16 protein-coding genes and 1 pseudogene are annotated in these 18,468 nt (G+C 39.7%); 2 read left to right on the top strand and 15 right to left on the bottom strand.

Annotation, left to right across the window (positions count from 1 at the left end):
* Positions 1 to 196: 196 nt before the first annotated feature.
* The 5 genes from MN204_RS15235 to MN204_RS15255 all read right to left on the bottom strand — a co-directional run bounded on the left by MN204_RS15235 (position 197) and on the right by MN204_RS15255 (position 6,756).
* Entirely contained in the window at positions 197 to 1,435 is a 1,239-nt protein-coding gene (locus MN204_RS15235) for a DNA polymerase IV (protein ID WP_249871934.1), read from the bottom strand.
* A 106-nt stretch (positions 1,436 to 1,541) separates the two neighbouring features.
* Positions 1,542 to 2,669 carry a M20/M25/M40 family metallo-hydrolase gene (locus tag MN204_RS15240; RefSeq protein WP_249871935.1) on the bottom strand — a complete coding sequence of 376 codons (1,128 nt, stop codon included), beginning with the start codon at positions 2,667 to 2,669 and terminating at the stop codon, positions 1,542 to 1,544.
* A 43-nt stretch (positions 2,670 to 2,712) separates the two neighbouring features.
* Entirely contained in the window at positions 2,713 to 4,275 is a 1,563-nt protein-coding gene (locus tag MN204_RS15245) for an acyl-CoA carboxylase subunit beta (RefSeq protein WP_249871936.1), read from the bottom strand.
* Positions 4,275 to 5,096, bottom strand: a complete 822-nt coding sequence (gene mce, locus MN204_RS15250) for a methylmalonyl-CoA epimerase (RefSeq protein ID WP_249871937.1) — start codon at positions 5,094 to 5,096, stop codon at positions 4,275 to 4,277. Before mce ends, MN204_RS15245 begins: the two co-directional genes overlap by 1 nt.
* A gap of 13 nt (positions 5,097 to 5,109) precedes the next feature.
* Positions 5,110 to 6,756, bottom strand: a complete 1,647-nt coding sequence (locus tag MN204_RS15255) for an acyl-CoA mutase large subunit family protein (RefSeq protein WP_249871938.1) — start codon at positions 6,754 to 6,756, stop codon at positions 5,110 to 5,112.
* Positions 6,757 to 6,886: 130 nt separating this feature from the next.
* Between MN204_RS15255 and prli42 the strand changes: the two genes are divergently transcribed.
* On the top strand, positions 6,887 to 7,024 hold the full coding sequence (gene prli42 / locus MN204_RS15260; RefSeq protein WP_249871939.1) for a stressosome-associated protein Prli42: 138 nt from the start codon (positions 6,887 to 6,889) through the stop codon (positions 7,022 to 7,024).
* A 216-nt stretch (positions 7,025 to 7,240) separates the two neighbouring features.
* On the opposite strand, the gene MN204_RS15265 is transcribed toward prli42, so the two are convergent.
* The 10 genes and pseudogenes from MN204_RS15265 to MN204_RS15305 all read right to left on the bottom strand — a co-directional run bounded on the left by MN204_RS15265 (position 7,241) and on the right by MN204_RS15305 (position 18,009).
* Positions 7,241 to 8,212 carry an aromatic acid exporter family protein gene (locus MN204_RS15265; protein ID WP_249871940.1) on the bottom strand — a complete coding sequence of 324 codons (972 nt, stop codon included), beginning with the start codon at positions 8,210 to 8,212 and terminating at the stop codon, positions 7,241 to 7,243.
* A 77-nt stretch (positions 8,213 to 8,289) separates the two neighbouring features.
* On the bottom strand, positions 8,290 to 8,721 hold the full coding sequence (locus tag MN204_RS15270; protein ID WP_249871941.1) for a BrxA/BrxB family bacilliredoxin: 432 nt from the start codon (positions 8,719 to 8,721) through the stop codon (positions 8,290 to 8,292).
* Between the two features lie 117 nt (positions 8,722 to 8,838).
* Positions 8,839 to 9,633: a dihydrolipoamide acetyltransferase family protein gene (locus tag MN204_RS21725; protein WP_438804711.1), complete on the bottom strand. Its 795-nt coding sequence runs from the start codon at positions 9,631 to 9,633 to the stop codon at positions 8,839 to 8,841.
* 20 nt (positions 9,634 to 9,653) lie between these two features.
* Positions 9,654 to 10,098, bottom strand: a pseudogene (locus MN204_RS21730) (biotin/lipoyl-containing protein); the annotation flags it as partial.
* A 23-nt stretch (positions 10,099 to 10,121) separates the two neighbouring features.
* Positions 10,122 to 11,105, bottom strand: a complete 984-nt coding sequence (locus MN204_RS15280) for an alpha-ketoacid dehydrogenase subunit beta (RefSeq protein ID WP_249871943.1) — start codon at positions 11,103 to 11,105, stop codon at positions 10,122 to 10,124.
* Between the two features lie 14 nt (positions 11,106 to 11,119).
* On the bottom strand, positions 11,120 to 12,118 hold the full coding sequence (locus MN204_RS15285) for a thiamine pyrophosphate-dependent dehydrogenase E1 component subunit alpha (RefSeq protein ID WP_249871944.1): 999 nt from the start codon (positions 12,116 to 12,118) through the stop codon (positions 11,120 to 11,122).
* 17 nt (positions 12,119 to 12,135) lie between these two features.
* Positions 12,136 to 13,557, bottom strand: coding sequence for a dihydrolipoyl dehydrogenase (gene lpdA / locus MN204_RS15290; RefSeq protein WP_249871945.1), 1,422 nt, complete (start codon positions 13,555 to 13,557; stop codon positions 12,136 to 12,138).
* A 4-nt stretch (positions 13,558 to 13,561) separates the two neighbouring features.
* A complete protein-coding gene (gene buk / locus MN204_RS15295) occupies positions 13,562 to 14,665 on the bottom strand; it encodes a butyrate kinase (RefSeq protein WP_249871946.1) in 1,104 nt (367 codons plus the stop codon).
* Between the two features lie 6 nt (positions 14,666 to 14,671).
* Complete coding sequence (locus MN204_RS15300) at positions 14,672 to 15,766, bottom strand: Leu/Phe/Val dehydrogenase (protein ID WP_249871947.1); 1,095 nt, start codon at positions 15,764 to 15,766, stop codon at positions 14,672 to 14,674.
* A 194-nt stretch (positions 15,767 to 15,960) separates the two neighbouring features.
* Positions 15,961 to 18,009, bottom strand: coding sequence for a sigma 54-interacting transcriptional regulator (locus MN204_RS15305; RefSeq protein WP_249871948.1), 2,049 nt, complete (start codon positions 18,007 to 18,009; stop codon positions 15,961 to 15,963).
* A gap of 149 nt (positions 18,010 to 18,158) precedes the next feature.
* Between MN204_RS15305 and MN204_RS15310 the strand changes: the two genes are divergently transcribed.
* Entirely contained in the window at positions 18,159 to 18,404 is a 246-nt protein-coding gene (locus MN204_RS15310) for a DUF2627 domain-containing protein (RefSeq protein WP_249871949.1), read from the top strand.
* Positions 18,405 to 18,468: the final 64 nt, after the last annotated feature.

The following is an 18,468-nucleotide window of genomic DNA, read 5'->3' on the forward strand; positions in this document are numbered from 1 at the left end:
CTGGGAAATACACTTCGCTTTCCACGGGCGGCTACCGAAGTACTTTTTTCATTAGCAATCCATACAGATCTACCATAGATTATGTTACGTCGCACTTTATATCAACTACGATAATGGTAAAGGCAACAAAGCTTACGAAAAGAGGCTATTATAATAAACGCTAATGTCCCTAGCCTGTGTTTGAAGGTGTGGGACATTAGCGTTTGTAGTCATCAAGGAAATCTTTTTGAAAACTTGTTCTTGGTTGATCGGAATCTGTTTCAGCCGATTTTTTAAGTTGTTTAAAGGGGTTTTTTCCATATTTTTGTGAAAGGGAGTCAATTGCCGAATAGAGTTTCTCTTTTTTTGATTCATTTTCAAATGTAAAAATATCAAGCTGCTGGCCAAGATTCCGCTTCTCTTCCATATCCTGTACTGTAATGCCCAGCAGGCGGATTGGATCACCGTTCCAATGTTTTTGAAGTAATTCTGTTGCGATTAGTAGAATTTCTGATTTATCATCTATATAGTTTTGCAGTTTTTTGCTTCTTGTAACTGTTTTACGGTCATGATATCGAATGGTGATTTGCACACTTCGCCCTGCTGCGTCTTTTCGCTTCATTCTTCTTTCGACACTCTCTCCCAGTTGCCTCATTAAACGGATTAAAGCATCCCAGTCGGTCGTGTCCCTCGGAAGCGTCTGCGAACTGCCAATGCTCTTAAATTCATAAATGGCATCTGGGTCCACTGGTCTTGTATCATCTCCATTTGCTCTATTTTTCAATCTTTCACCATTTATACCAAGTAATTGCTTCAGTTCATACACGTCTTTTTTTGCCAAATCTCCAATTGTTTCAATGTTTATCGTATGTAGCTTTTGCGCGGTCTTCTCCCCCACCCCGTACATTTCATCAACCGGCAAGGGCCATAATATCTTTGCTATTTCCCTTTTTCTTAATACCGTTATTCCCAATGGTTTTTTCATATCCGATGCCATTTTAGCCAGAAACTTATTCGGAGCAATCCCTATACTGCATGGAATATCCAGCTCATTCAGTATTTTTTGCTGAAGATTATAGGCTATTTCCAGTGGGGTGCCAAGGTTTTCGGTATCTGTAATATCCATATAACCTTCATCAATGGAGACTGGCTGTACGTAAGGGGTAATTTCGGACAGTATTTTAAAAATTTCTTTGGAAGCCTGACGGTATCGGTTAAAGTTTGGTTTCATAATAATGAGTTCAGGACATCGTTTTTTTGCTTGCCAGATTGGCATGGTTGTCTTCACACCTTTTGCCCTGGCTTCATAGCTGCTTGTCACGATAATGCCTTTACGTTCCTCGGGATTCCCTGCAATTGCCAGTGGCTTCCCTTTCAACTCCGGATTATAGGCCATTTCAACAGAAGCATAAAAGCAGTTCATATCGATATGAAAAATAACTCTACCTTTTCTCATGTTCTGGCCCTCCCATTAAAATTACATCCTTTATCTGATCGTATTGTTTAATTATAACATAATGAAATACCCCCTCTAGCTTAATTGCTTAAAGGGGGTTTCTTTGCTAGTTTCCTGCTACTTCTTTTATGATCGCAGTAACTAATTCGGTAACTTTAACGAGGTCATCGACAGAGATCTTCTCATCTGTTGTGTGAATTCCTTCATAACCAACGGCCAAATTAACGGTGGGAATGCCAAGTCCGGCAATAACATTTGCATCACTTCCCCCACCGCTTTTCAGCAGTTTACTTTCTCTGCCGATAGATTTAGCAGCTTTTCGGGCTACTTCAACAACCTGATCTCCTTCTTTTTGGTTGTAACCAGGGTACATGACTTTTACTGTCACATCAGCAGACCCACCATACTTTTCTGCGGTCTGTTCAAATGCTTTTTTCATTTTCGCAACTTGTTCTTCCATTTTTTCTTGTACAAGAGATCTTGCTTCAGCTAGTATTTCTACGTGATCAACAACTATATTGGTCTGTTTCCCACCTTCAAAACGACCGATATTGGCTGTCGTATCCTCATCAATTCTACCGAGAGGCATATTGGATATTGCTTTTGCTGCGAGCGTTATAGCGGAGATTCCTTTTTCCGGTTCAACTCCAGCATGGGCAGTTTTCCCTTTAACTACTGCAAATACTTTCGCTTGAGTAGGTGCAGCTACAATAATATCCCCGACATCTCCGTTGCTGTCCAATGCATAACCATATTTAGCATGGATGAGTGATTTGTCTAATGCTTTTGCACCAACCAAGCCGGATTCTTCCCCGGCTGTAATCACGAATTGAATATCACCATGCTGTATATTATTTTCTTTCATGATACGGACAGCCTCAAGCATCGCAGCCAGTCCAGCTTTGTCATCTGCCCCAAGGATAGTCGTCCCATCTGAAGTAATCACGCCATCTTTTATGGTAGGTTGAATCCCTTTTCCTGGTACGACTGTATCCATATGGGATGTAAAGTAAATTGGATCTGCTCCATCTATATTGGCAGGTAGTGTACATATCAAATTACCCGCGCCATGGCCTGTTACCTCTTTGCTATTATCTTCGACGACTTCAAGACCTAAATCTTTAAATTTCTTTTTTAGAACTTCAGCAATCTCAGTCTCAAATTTTGTCTCAGAGTCGATTTTTACGAGTTCAATAAATTCTTCTATTAACCGTTTCTGGTTCACTTTTGTCATATTAAAACCTCCAATGTATAGGCTACTACAAGTTGTCTGTTTTTTACAGTGGAATGTTTCCATGTTTTTTAGTTGGTCGTTCCTCTTGTTTGTTGCGCAACATCTCGAGAGACTGAATGAGTTTAAGTCTAGTTTCTCGGGGATCAATGACATCGTCAACCATTCCAAGACTCGCAGCCACATAGGGGTTGGCAAATTTTTCCCGATACATATCGATTTTTTCCTGACGTAATTGTTCAGGATTTTCGCTTTCGGATATATCCTTCCCATAAATTATGTTCGCTGCGCCCTCTGGCCCCATTACAGCAATCTCAGCATTTGGCCATGCATAGACAAGGTCCGCTCCAATTGATTTGCTGTTCAGTGCGACGTACGCACCCCCATAGGCCTTTCTTGTAATAACAGTTATTTTTGGTACAGTCGCTTCTGAATAGGCATAAAGTATTTTGGCACCATGACGTATAATGCCTGCATGCTCCTGTTTTACACCTGGAAAGAAACCTGTTACATCTTCAAATGTTATAATCGGGACATTGAATGAATCACACAGTCGGATAAAGCGGGCTGCCTTATCACTGGAATCAATGTCCAAACCACCAGCTAAGTATTTAGGCTGATTGCATACGAAACCAACTGTTTCACCTTTTATTCTGGCAAAACCGATAACAATATTTTTGGCGAATTTGCTATGGATTTCAAGGAAACTGTCCGGATCGACGACTTGATCGATTACTTTCTTCACATCATATGGTCTAAGTGCGTCAAGTGGTATGAGTTCAGTCAGATCCGGACGAAGTTCACTTTGATTGGCATGGGAATCCGGACTATAGGGAAGTTTTTCTGGTTTTTCTTTATGATTTGCGGGCAAGTAACCAATTAATTGCCTGACAATATCCAATGCTTCTTCTTCTGATTCTGACTGGAAATGTGCATTTCCACTTTTTGAATTATGTATATGTGCCCCACCAAGATCCTCGGCTGAAATCTTTTCACCAGTAACTGTTTCGATTACTTTCGGGCCGGTTATAAACATTTGGGAAGTTTTTTCAACCATAATCACAAAGTCTGTAATTGCCGGCGAGTAAACAGCACCTCCAGCGCTAGGTCCCATAATGACAGAGATTTGGGGAATCACACCAGAATAGATTGTATTTCGGTAGAATACATGACCATAACCGTCTAAGGAAGAAACCCCTTCCTGAATTTTTGCACCGCCGGAATCATTTAGCCCAATAAAAGGAAACCCGTTTTTGGCCGCCAAATCCATAACAGCGGCAATCTTTTTACCGTGCATTTCTCCCAAAGCACCACCATATACCGTAAAATCCTGGGCAAATAAATAGATTGATTTCCCGTTAATTTTACCGTATCCTGTTACAACTCCTTCACCCTTGCCGCCACTACCATTCATATCAAAATCGGTTACTCTCGTTTCGATGAAAGGATTTAGTTCTACAAAAGTCCCTTCATCAAGCAAGTATTCTATACGCTCTCTTGCTGTCATTTTCCCTTTTTCATGTTGCTTTTCGATGCGATGATCACCACCACCAAGCTCAACTTGTCTTCGTTTATCATATAATTCATTAATTTTATCGAACATATCCATCAATCTTCATTCCTTTCATGCTGGCATAATTCGAATAGGACACCATTTGCGGCTTTTGGGTGAATAAATGCTATTTGGCTATTATGGGCACCAGTTTTTGCTTTTTCGTTGATCAATTTAATTCCTTGCTTATTCAATTGCTGTAATCTCGTCTCTATGTCATCAACTTCCAGTGCGATATGATGAATTCCTTCTCCTTTCTTATCGAGGAATTTTCGGACTGAAGAAGAATCATTCAAGGGTTCCAATAATTCCAGTCTCGTCTCTCCAATTTTAATAAAGGCAATTTTCACCCCTTCCGATTCCACTTGTTCGACCATTTCAAGTTCCAGTCCTAATGAGTCTGTATAAAACGGTAGGGCGTAATCTATGCTTTCAACCGCTATCCCGATATGAGCGATTTTGTGAGGCTTTTCAATCGATTTTGTTTTCGGGTCAATAAGTTCCTGAATGTAATCAGCTAACACTTCAGTAGATGAACCACTAGTAAATATCTTTTTGATACCTTTATCGATTAGATATGGAATGTCTTCACTTGGAATAACTCCACCCGCTATCACTGGAATGTCGCTTGCATTACGTTTTTCGAGTTCTTCCAAAACCTTCGGAAATAAAGTGCGATGTGCACCAGACAATGAAGACAGACCGATAACATCTACGTCCTCCTGTACAGCAGCTTGCGCAATTTGAGCCGGTGACTGGCGCAATCCTGTATAAATGACTTCCATACCATGATCCCTCAGGGCTTGAGCGATAACTAAAGCACCACGGTCATGACCATCCAATCCGGGTTTTGCAACTAGTACACGAATTTTTTTCAATATGTTCTCCCCCTTATAGACCTGTATACTCTCCAAACTCCTCACGTAAAACATTACAGATTTCACCAACGGATGCATAGGCTCGTACAGCTTCAAGAATAGATGGCATTAAATTTGTTTGTGCATGCTTTGCATTTTCCTTCAGTTCCGCCAATGCCTTGTTAACTGCTTCCTGATTACGCTCGTTACGAATTGTTTGTAAAGATTCGATTTGGCTTTTTTCAAGCGCCTCATCGACCTTTAGCAAATCAGGGTTCACCTCTTCATCCAGTTTGAATTTGTTTAGACCGACAATGATTTCTTCCTCTTTTTCAATCCGTTTCTGTATCTCATATGCGTTCTGATGTATCTCTCGTTGCATATAGCCCTCTTCCACAGCTTGGACGGCTCCACCAATTTCCTTAATGTGATCGAGATAGTCATTGATTTTCCGTTCCATTTCATCCGTTAAAGCTTCCACATAATAGGAACCACCCAATGGGTCAATCGTATCCGCAACACCACTTTCATGTGCAATAATCTGCTGGGTCCTCAATGCTATTCTCGCTGATTCTTCTGTAGGCAGTGATAAAGCTTCATCACGTGAATTGGTATGCAGGCTTTGGGTGCCTCCCATGACAGCGGCGAGGGCCTGCAATGTAACTCGGACGATATTGTTATCCGGTTGTTGAGCCGTCAATGTTGAGCCACCGGTCTGGGTATGGAATCTAAGTTTCCAGCTTTTTGGGTCTTTTGCCTTGTATTGTTCCTTCATAATCTTCGCCCATATTCTTCTGGCTGCTCTGAATTTAGCCACTTCCTCAAAAAAATTGTTGTGGGCATTAAAAAAGAATGCAAGCCTTGGTGCGAAGGAATCAATATCAAGACCAGAATCAATCGCTGCATCCACATAAGCTATCCCATTAGCAATCGTAAAAGCCGCTTCCTGTACAGCGTTTGAACCGGCCTCTCTAATATGATAGCCAGAAATGCTAATTGTATTGAATTTTGGAACGTACTTTTGGCAGAATTCAAATATGTTCGTGATTAACCGCATCGATGGTTTCGGTGGGAAAATGTAAGTTCCCCGTGCTATATATTCTTTTAAAATATCATTCTGTATTGTTCCTGTAAGCTTTTCCAACGGGACACCCTGTTTTTCCCCTACTGCAATATACATACATAAGAGAACGGAAGCCGGTGCATTGATCGTCATGGAAGTACTGACCTTATCCAGTGGTATCTGATCAAGAAGCTGTTCCATATCTTTTAATGTATCGATTGCCACTCCAACTTTACCGACTTCTCCTTCAGACATAATATCATCTGAATCATAGCCAATTTGTGTCGGTAAATCAAAAGCGACCGACAAACCGGTTTGGCCCTGATCAAGAAGATAACGAAATCGTTTATTTGTCTCTGTTGCAGAACCGAAACCTGCATATTGCCGCATCGTCCAGAATCTGCTCCGGTACATGCTGGGCTGAATCCCGCGTGTATAAGGATATTGACCTGGATAGCTTAATTTATAGGAGTTGCTTTCGGCATCATATAAACGCTGTACTTCGATATCGGATGATGTGGTAAATGTTTCTTCCCTTTCTGGAAAGCGCTTTAATGTTTGTGCTACTGAATTTTCCCATTTTTTCTTTTCAGTTAGCTGCTGTTTTTTTTCATCCATCTATTAATCCCCCCTAAATGGTTTAAATTGTTCCCATTAATTCTATTTTCAATCTTTTTTTAATACTTGTCCAGAACTATTATTCACGATAGAATAAATAATAAGTAATGTGAATAAAGGAGGACCTCAATTGGCTACAAATGTTAACCACAAATCTGCTCCGAAAAAACGCTCTAAACGCGAACGCAGAAATAAAATTATTATTTATATCATGATCATCTTAATGCTGGTATCCACATTAACGTATGGGTTGGCATTCTTTATTTAATAAAAATATTTTTGTAGAATAAAGACTGGTTACTTACAGGTAACCAGTCTTTATTTGGAGATAGGAAAAAGTTGCAGCCGTACATCTAATGCTGTCACGGAAAGATTTGGTGACAGTTAAGTTTCCTCTTCTATGTAGGAATGTTCAACAAGTCGAACGACCCCACAGATTGGAGCGTAGTCTGTACGTCCCTTAAGCGGCTCCCCTCGCTTTTGTTCATTTCTTCTTTTTAGGATGTTTGATATCACTTTCTTTAAATTTCTTTTTTATCATTAAGTAATCTTCAATCTCATGCATCAGCTGAAACAAATTTGCCCTCGTTTCGAATTCCTCCTGCGTAGTTGGCAACTCCACCTTATTGAATTCTTCCCGTAGTTCCTTCAATTGATCAAGGTAAATGATTGCAGTGTTTCCAGGATGGACCGAATTTGACAGCTTTTCAAAGAAATTCGCAATTTTTTCTGAAATTAAATCTGTATTAGGTAAATTCGTAACAAGTGGAAGCATTTTCTTGAATAATTCAATTTGGTTAGCTCGCATTCTGAAATAATCACGATATGGGTGTTTATTCCTAAGAAGGTGATTCTCCCTGTCCCTTTCAACCAAATGATTAGCTTCCTTTAATATGTCCTCACTATCCGTAATTTCATTGCCCTTCCAGCTGGTATCCTTATATTTGATGTAACGGGAATATTCATAAAGAATGATTCTGAAATTTTCCTCGAGCTTTTCCTGCTTTTCTTTCAAATTTTTATCCAGACTCGGCATGTATAAATTTAATAGCAATCCAGTACCAATCCCTACAATAATTAATATATACTGATCGATTAATAACGCGAAAGTGATATTGGATGAACTGTATAGATTTAACGTTACAACGGTGCTGGTAGATATGCCGGGAGTGATTTTGAAAAATACAGTTGTCGGTATGAAAAGTGCGAGCATCAGACCGAGAATAAGTGGGTGGTACCCAAGAAGTTCAAAAAAAACAAGGGCATAGATACTTGCTATCATACAAGCCAAAAATCGGTGCCAGGCACTGTAAAAGGATCTTTTTCTTGAAGGTTGAATACATAAGATGGTTAAGATTCCTGCTGATACGTAATTTGTTAACCCGAATAATTGTGCAATCGAAATAGAAAGCGGTGTACCGATTGCAGTTTTAATCGTTCGATAGCCAATCTTCACTTCTATAGCCCCTTAACTTCTGTAATATGTATAAATGAGGCTGGCACTTTTACATGGCAGCCTCAAAAAAATTCTACTTACAATTCGTTACAGTGTTCTTCAAAAACATTTTGTAGTTTACTAGTTACTTCCATAGCACTATGTCCTTCAATATCATGTCTTTCAAGCATCGTTACTATTTTTCCATCCTTCATTAGAGCAAATGAGGGTGATGAAGGTGGAAATCCTTCAAAATATGATCTTGCTTTCTCTGTAGCTTCACGGTCCTGACCAGCAAAAACGGTAACTAAATGATCAGGTCGTTTGTCAAAGTGAATGGAATTCGCAGCGGCTGGGCGTGCAACCCCACCTGCACAACCACAAGTTGAATTGACCATTACCAGAGTAGTGCCTTCACGTGATAATGCACTATCAACTTCTTCAGGACTTCTAAGCTCCTCGTAGCCAGCTTCTTTTATATCTTTACGTGCAGCATCGACGACATCCTGCATGAACAAATTGAAATCCATAGTATACCCATCCCTTTACATTTAATATATTTATCTTACTTTCATAAGCTTACCAAGACTAGAAGAAATTTTCAATTTAATTGTTTGGCGCAGGAGCAGATTCTGTTTCTGCCTTCCTTAATATAAATTGATGGTTTCCTCATTCATATTTTCGAGAATTTCCTTCACACGTGAAAGAAATCTTCCACAAACAAGGCCGTCTAGTATGCGATGATCGAATGACAATCCTAAATTCACTATATCACGTGCTGCGAACATATCATTGATAATGACTGGTCTCCTAACGATGGATTCAACTTGAAGAATTGCAGCCTGTGGATGATTAATCACACCCATGGAAGAGATGGAGCCAAATGTCCCAGTGTTATTTACTGTGAAAGTTCCACCTTGCATATCTTCTGAAGTCAACTTCCCATTTCGAGCTTTCCTGGCAAGTTCATAGATATCACGGGCAGTGGCTTTGATTGTTTTTTCATCCGCATGTTTTATAACCGGTACAAAGAGTTCACTCTCCTTGGCGACTGCAATGGAAAGGTTGATTTCCTTTTTCTGGATTATTTTATCTCCTGCCCACATACTGTTCAACTGAGGATATTCTTTTAAAGCCTGAGCTACAGATTTCACAAAGAATGCAAAGAATGTCAATCCGAAACCTTCCGTATTTTTAAATTCACTTTTAACTTTATTGCGATAGCTCACAAGGTCTGTTACATCCACTTCAACTGTCATCCAGGCATGTGGTATCTCTTGTGTGGACTTAACCATATTTTGTGCAATTACTTTTCTTACACCTTTGACAGGTATTTCAATATCACCTGATTGGGCTTGGGGTTGTTTGGTGCCTGTTTCTGGTTTCTTTTTACCATCGGATTTGGCAACAGGTATCCCCTCTTCTTGGACAGGTTTTGGCATATCAACAGATGCGATGATTATTTCTAGGTCCTTCCTTGTAATTCTTCCTCCCCGTCCCGATCCTGTTACATTGCTTAACTCGATATTATTTTCTTGTGCCAGTCGGAGAACTGCAGGAGAATATCGCTTTTTCATCGAATCGTTTGTATCTTGACTTGATAATTCAATGCTATTCGTTGATAAATCGGTAGTAGCTTTTTCTTCGGGCTCTTTACTGTCTGTATGTTCTGTTTCTATCGAACAAATCAGTTCACCAACTGCTACTGTTTCCCCTTCTTCTGCAAGGAGTTCTTTAATCGTACCAGTAAATGATGAAGGTACCTCTGCATTCACTTTATCCGTCATCACTTCTGCAATTGGATCATATTTATTTACTTGATCACCGACTTTAACGAGCCAGGTGCTTATTGTTCCTTCCGTTACGCTCTCCCCTAACTGGGGCATTGTTATCTTTTGGGTAGACATCCTATGAGCCTCCTGTCTATTAATTAATATTCAGCTAAATCACGCATTGCTTTTTCTACTTTGTCCGGATTCATCATAAAGAATTTTTCCATTGGAGGTGCATATGGCATCGATGGTACATCAGGACCGGCAAGTCTTTGTATGGGAGCATCCAAATCGAACAGGCAATGTTCAGCTATAATTGCAGCAACTTCGCCTATGATGCTTCCTTCTTTATTGTCCTCTGTAATAAGTAACACTTTTCCGGTCTTTTTGGCTGCTTCGATAATCGAAGCCTGATCGAGAGGATAAACAGTCCTTAAGTCAAGAATATGCGCATTTATGCCATCTTCTGCCAGTTTTTCAGCAGCCTGCAATGCAAAATGAACACATAATCCATATGTAATGACTGTTATATCGTCTCCTTCCCGTTTTACATCTGCTTTACCTATCGGCAGAATATAATCATCTTCAGGAACTTCTCCTTTCAGTAATCGATATGCCCGTTTGTGTTCAAAGAAAAGAACTGGATCATTATCGCGTATTGCAGCCTTCAGTAACCCTTTTGCGTCATATGGGGTGGAAGGCATAACAATTTTCAGTCCCGGCTGGTTTGCAAATACAGCTTCGACAGATTGGGAATGATAAAGTGCACCATGAACTCCCCCGCCATATGGTGCACGGATGGTAATTGGTGCGTTCCAGTCATTATTGGAACGATATCTCATTTTTGCAGCTTCAGAAATGATCTGATTGACAGCTGGCATGATAAAGTCGGCAAACTGCATCTCTGCAACAGGGCGCATACCATACATTGCAGCACCTATCCCGACACCTGCTATGGCAGATTCAGCAAGGGGGGTGTCAAGTACACGATTCTCCCCAAATTGTTCAAACAATCCGTCAGTGGCTCTAAAAACGCCACCTTTTTTACCCACATCTTCTCCTAAAATAAATACTTTATCATCAAGCTCCATTTCTTCCCTTAGAGCAGTGGTTATTGCTTGGATATATGACATTACTGGCATAATTATCCCCCTTCCTATTCTTCTTCTTCATAGACGTATTTAAGCGCATGTTCCGGATCAGCATATGCCGCATTTTCTGCGAAATCAGTTGCTTCGTTTACGATTTCCTTGATTTCTTCGTTCATTTCAAGTTCTTTTTCATCTGTCAAAATGCCTGCTTCCTTTAAGTAACTGGCAAATGTAATAATAGAATCCTTTTTTCGGGCTTCTTCCACTTCGCCTTTTTCACGGTACGTACGATCATCATCGTCACTGGAATGCGCAGTTAGTCGATCGGTAATAGCCTCTATTAAAGACGGGCCTTCTCCCGCAACAGCACGATTTCTTGCTTCTTTTACAGCCGCATATACCGCTAATGGGTCATTACCATCCACTGTAATTCCAGGCATACCGTACCCTTGGGCTCTATCCGCCACATTCTTACTGGCAACCTGTCTTTCATAAGGAACGGAGATGGCATATTTATTGTTTTCCACCATGGTTATTACTGGCAACTTGTGCACACCTGCGAAATTAAGTCCTTCATGAAAATCCCCCTGATTGGATGAACCTTCACCCAGAGTCACGAAAGAAACAAAATCTTTCTTTTCCATTTTTGCTGCAAGTGCAACCCCTACTGCATGTGGTACCTGGGTTGTTACAGGTGATGAACCACTTAAGATTCTATTTTTCTTTTGTCCAAAGTGACCAGGCATTTGTCTTCCGCCAGAATTTGGGTCATCTGCTTTAGCGAACGCCGAAAGCATTAATTCTTTTGTAGTCATGCCAAAAGCTAGAACGATACCCATATCTCTATAATAGGGTGCAATATAGTCTATTTCTCTGTCCAGTGCAAAAGCCGCTCCAACTTGTGCAGCTTCCTGTCCTTGGCAGGAAATGACGAATGGAATTTTTCCCGACCGATTTAAAAGCCACATTCTTTCGTCGAGTTTTCTAGCCAATAGCATTGTTTTAAACATTTCCAAAACCTTGTCATCTGACAATTCTAATTCTCTATGCCGAATCGCTGACATGAAAATTCCCTCCTTATTTAACCATGAATTTGTTTGCCTTCTACAGCTAAAGCAGCTTCACCTAAAACTTCAGATAGTGTTGGATGTGGATGGATGGACTGTGTCATTTCCCATGGTGTAGCATCAAGTACTTTGGCAAGTCCAGCTTCTGATATCATGTCCGTTACATGGGGACCAATCATGTGGATACCCAATATGTCATCTGTGTTTTTGTCCACAACGATTTTTGCAAAGCCATCAGATTCACCATATACAAGCGCTTTTCCAATAGCTTTAAAGGGGAATTTCCCTGTTTTGACTTGGTAGCCTTTTTCTTTCGCCGCTTCTTCACTGAGTCCCACACTGGCAGCTTCCGGATTGGAATAGATGCAAGTTGGGACGTTTTCATCGTTTAGTGCATGTGGTTCTTGATCAGCCATATGTTCAACTGCGGTAATTCCTTCATGAGAAGCTACATGGGCAAGCTGCATGCCTCCAATAACATCTCCAATTGCGTAAATGTGGGATTCTTTCGTTTGATAATTACGATTGGTTTCGATATATCCGTTTTTTAGAACAATATCGGTATTTTCGATGCCTATGTTTTCAGTATTAGCTTGTCTCCCAACGGATAAAAGTATTTTTTCTGCGTTAAATGTCCGTTTTTCAGCATTGATTTCTGCTTGAATGGATACGCCAGAATCTTTAATCAGCGTATCGGATAAAACGTTCGCTCCCTTGATAATAGAAATACCTTTTTTCTTTAGCAGACGTTCCATCTCTTTTGCGATGTCTTTATCTTCTGTCGGTAAAATTTGGTCGAGGTACTCCAGTACAGTCACTTTTACTCCGAAATCAGAAAGCATGGAAGCCCATTCGATTCCGATAACACCCCCACCAATAATTAAAATAGATTGTGGCAATTCCTTCATCTGAAGTGCTTCATCAGAGCTCATAACAGAAACACCATCGATTTCAAGACCTGGAAGTGATTTAGGACGTGATCCTGTTGCTATTAGAACATTCTTTGGCACAATCATCGTGTTTTCTTCGCCATTCTCATATTCAACCGATATGGTGCCAGGCATAGGTGAAAAAATGCTTGGTCCAAGAATTCGGCCAAACCCTTCAAAAATATCGATTTTTCCCTTTTTCATTAACCCTTGTACACCTTGGTGCAATGTATTAACAATCCTCTGTTTTCTATCCTGCACGTTCGTGAAATTCAATGTTGTATCACGTGTTTCCACACCAAATTCTGCAGCTTCTAATGTTTGCCTGTACACTTCTGCACTACGGAGTAAAGCTTTAGAAGGTATGCATCCGCGATGGAGACAAGTTCCACCCAATTCTGCTTTTTCCACGATTGCTACTTGCAATCCTAGTTGGGAAGCTCTGATGGCTGCAACATATCCACCAGTTCCGCCACCCAAAATAACCAAATCATATTCTTTGGACATCGTTTCACTCCTCATTGGCAGTATAAATTTTAAAATCTTCTTCATTTCTAAGTACTCGCAATACGCCTTCATTTAAGGCCTGTATTTCATTGTCTCCGGGATAAATCATAATATCGGCTATCCATTTTACTCTTTTCATTATCAATTCGGTAAGCAGGCTTTCCTTTCCAAGGAGCCCTGTAAAGACAATTCCATGAACTTCACCAGATAAAACGGTACTTAAGGAACCAATTTCTTTTGCGATTTGATATGCCATGGCTTCATATATTTTTCTCGCATACGTATCACCTGACTTGACCTTATTCTCTAGTTCATGTAAATTTCCTTTACCGAGATAACCCTTTATTCCGCCATTTCCTACAACTTTTTTGAATAGTTGCTCATACGTATACTCTTTGGAAAAACAGAGCTTCAGGAAATCCCCAATCGGTACGCTCCCCGATCGTTCCATCGTGAATGGCCCATCACCATCGAGTCCATTATTGACATCGATTACCTTTCCTTTTTGATGAGCACCTATCGTGATTCCTTTTCCCACGTGTATGACGATGAGATTAATTTCCTGATAGGAAGAATTTAAATCAACTGCTGCTTTTCTTGCTGCAGCCTTATGGTTTAGAGCATGAAATATACTTTTTCGTTGGATTTCTGGAATGCCAGAATATCTGGCTATATCATCAAGTTCATCCACTACTACCGGATCTACTATAAATGAATCTATATTAAGTCCTGAAGCTATCTCGTGTGCAATAATGCCACCTAAATTCGAGACATGCTCCCCGTATTGTCCAGTTTTTAAGTCATAGAGCATTGGTTCATTAACCTTATACGTTCCACCTTCAATGGGGCGAAGCAAACCACCTTTTCCACATACGGCAGACAACTTTGAAATGTTAATCCCTTGATAATCCAACAGTTCCAGGATCTGGTGTTTGCGAAACGCAGACTGCTCAACAACTCGGCTATAGTTATCAAGTTCTTCTGGAGCATGCACGATTTCTTTATCAAAAATGCATCTTTCATCATCAAATACACCAACTTGTGTTGAATTGGATCCAGGATTAATGATTAATAACCTAAATTCTGACCGCAAAACGCTAACCTCCATAAATGATTATCTATCACTTAAAATATGACGTTCATTCAGTAAGAATTGACTTCTTGAGTTTCTGACAGATTGAATTCTCTCTTCTGCCATACGATCAGCAGCAACATACGTTGGAATTTTATCCCGTTTGGAGATTTCAAAAACGCGCTCCAAACTAGTGTAAATCGTTTCAACTTTTTTCATTGCTCGTTCTGAATTATAACCCGCAAGTTCATCTGCTACATTGATAACGCCACCTGAATTAATAACATAATCCGGAGCATAAACGATTCCTTTTTCATGGATGAAATCTCCATGAGAGGTTGATTTTAACTGATTATTAGCAGAACCAGCAATTACTTTTGCTTTTAGCTTCGGAATAGTATCATCGTTAATCGTCGCCCCTAATGCGCAAGGTGCATATACATCACATTCCGTTTCATAAATATCTCCAGGGTCGACGGCTTTTGCTCCAAATGCTTCTACTGCACGTCTAACGGCATCTTTGTTAATATCCGTCACAACCAACTGTGCACCCTCCTTATGGAGATATTCGCATAAAGCGTATGCTACGTTTCCCACCCCTTGTACGGCAATTGTTTTCCCTTCCAACGAATCATCACCAAACGCTTCTTTAACAGATGCTTTCATCCCTTTATAGACACCAAAAGCAGTAACCGGTGATGGGTTCCCCGATGCACCTGTATAAGAAGAAGTTCCTGCAACAAATTCGGTTTCCAAGTGGATAAGGTCCATATCCTCTACGGTTGTGCCAACGTCTTCTGCCGTAATATAACGTCCATTTAAACCTTGGATATATCTGCCAAAGGCACGAAACATTTCAGGATTTTTATCCTTTCTCGGGTCTCCGATGATTACTGTTTTCCCGCCACCCAGATTCAAGCCAGCAGCAGCGTTTTTGTACGTCATGCCTTTTGCCAATCGAAGTGCGTCGACAATTGCATCCTCTTCAGAGTCGTATGTCCACATTCTTGTCCCGCCAAGTGCAGGCCCAAGTGTTGTATCATGCAATGCAATAATGGCTTTTAATCCTGAATTTCTGTCTTGACAAAAAACCAATTGCTCATAATCATATTTTTCAAGCTGAGTAAAGATTTCCATGTGAATTCCTCCTAAAAATACTAGTGATAAATTGATTAGCTGTAAAATACCCTTTTACAGCTAATCGATGGTGTATTGAAAGTTTCATAATGAATACAGCAAAAAATATGCCAACACTTATCCGTTATAAATGTAGACTTGGCGTCAGTGAAACGCGCAAAATATTGCACACATGCAAATATTTGCATGCTATTTTATTCAAGATTATATTTCTCCATTTTATAATATAAGTTACGCACGGAAATACCCAATGCTTTAGCGGTTTTTGTTTTATTAAAATCATTCTGTTCATAAATTCTGGAAATATAATCTTTTTCAAATAATTCCGTTGCATACTGCAAGGAATTTTCTTCTATAAGTGTTGTCGCAGGTTGGCGCGCTTTTTTTGGTTTCCCGGACAAATCTGGTATGTATTGCTTTTTGATGACTTCTTCATTCAAATCCATAAAAATCATGGCGCGGCCGATTACATTTTCGAGTTCTCGCACATTACCTGGCCAAGCGTGTTGTTTTAATTCATGTAGTGCTTCATCTGAAATTGTCCGTACATTTCTACTATAGTCTTCATTTATTTTCTGAATAATATGGTGAATTAATTCCGGTAAATCGCTCATTCTTTCTTTAACGGACGGAATGAATATAGGAAGTTTATTTAATCGATAGTATAAATCCTCTCTAAACGTATTATTCGTGATGGCTTTTTCAAGATTTACATTTGTTGCAGTTATTATACGTACATCGATAGAAATGGGTTTGGATCCCCCTACTTTCACAATTTCATTTTCCTGCAGAACCCGAAGTAATTTGGCCTGTACATTCAATGAGAGTTCGCTTATTTCATCAAGAAAGATGCTACCGTGATTTGCTTCTTCAAACAATCCTTTTTTACCACCCAGTTTAGCACCGGTAAAGGAGCCTTCTTCATAGCCGAATAACTCACTTTCCAGTAAAGATTCTGCAATTGCTGCGCAGTTTACCCGGATAAATTTATTATGTTTTCGATCGCTTTCATTATGGATTGCATGCGCAAATAGTTCTTTTCCTGTACCTGATTCGCCTCTCAATAATACTGTTGCAGGCGTTTTTGCTCCAACTTTTGCCTGTTCCAGCGCAAGTTTCATTTCCGGAGAGCTTCCTATAATATCATCAAACGTATATCTTGCTTCCAGATTACGAATAATTTGTCGGGCTCTTTGTAATTCCTTTGTCAGTGACTGGATTTCAGTAACATCATGCAGAACACCTACGCTACCTTTAATTATTCCATTGACGATGATTGGAGCTACATTTACGATTACTTCTTTCTTTCCAGGTCCTACTTTCATACGGCCCCCCCGGAATGCCCTTCTCGTTTGGAGAACTTTCATGTGTAAGCTTTCGCCTTCGGAAATATCTACAGTAGCAGGAAGTCCGATAACATCCTTTTCTTGTAATCCGGTTATACGAGTGTAAGCTGGGTTGATAATAAGTCCTTTTCCGTTTTCATCTACAACGCTAATCGCTTCATCGGAGGATTTAATAATGGCTTCTAGCAAAATTTTAATTTCGATAAGATCCGTATTTTCCTCTGCAAGCTTCATAACTTCCGTGATATCCTTGAATACAGCAAAAGCCCCGATTAACTCCCCTATTTCGTTAATAATTGGAATTCTCGTTGAAACGACTTTTTTGCCGTTTTTAAGGATAAGCTTTTGGTTTACTTCTTTTCTCTGCGTTTGCAGAACGTGCGGTAGTCTTGTTGTAGCGATTAGCTCTTTAATATTTCTACCTTCAAATTGCTCTCGCTTTTTATCAAGGATCTTTTCAGCGCTTTTGTTTATAAATTGGATTTTTTCACTTCTGTTGATAACGATCATGCCGTCATGAATGTGATTTAAAATCAGTTCCTGATTCTTTGTCTGGGATTTTAACCTTTTCAGAAGGGATTCTTTTTCATCTAGCAGTTCTGAAATAATGTAGGCAACCGAACCGGGAATAACAACCGTTTTCTTAGGTCTTTTCTCTATAATTTCCTCAAGTACGCTTTCATCGCCAGTTGCTTCAATTACAATATCGATATCTTTATCAATCCACGTAATCCATTCTGATCCGACAGGAATAGATTTCCTTGAAGCCATCTTTAATCCTGTTGCATTTTTATTAATATCAATTACAGCAGCAATCTCCATGGTCTCCATCTCCTGAAGCAGATTGAATAAGGCACTGCCACCTTTACCTGCTCCGACAATAAGTATACGTTTCATGCGATCCCACCTTGCAATTATTTGCATGATATTAGTTTACTTTAGTATGCATGAATTAGCAAATAGACAAACATTTCTATTATTATTATATTTTGATATACTTGATTAGATAGGTGAAACAAAGATAAAATATCAAAGGGGAAAATGGAATGGTGAGACTTATTGCACTTCTTATGCTTTTTATTCCCGGGGTCATTGCTGCCTTTGGTATTAAACTAATGCGCGATACGCTTTTCAATGATTTTTACCCGATATTCTTTTACGCAAGTATTCAGTTTGTTATCGGTCTCTTACTATTTATTGGTGGCATACTTTTTCTTGGAGGGTTCATTATTTATAGGGACAAAAAAAAGCAACAGCATTTGAAGGAGAATAATCAGCATAAAAGTAATTAAAAAAGATGGAAAATTATCCGTCTTTTTTTATTATTTTTAACGATTTGCCGTTTAAATATGGTAT

The sequence above is a fragment of the Oceanobacillus saliphilus genome (genome assembly GCF_023522835.1).
Lineage (GTDB): Bacteria > Bacillota > Bacilli > Bacillales > Amphibacillaceae > Oceanobacillus > Oceanobacillus saliphilus.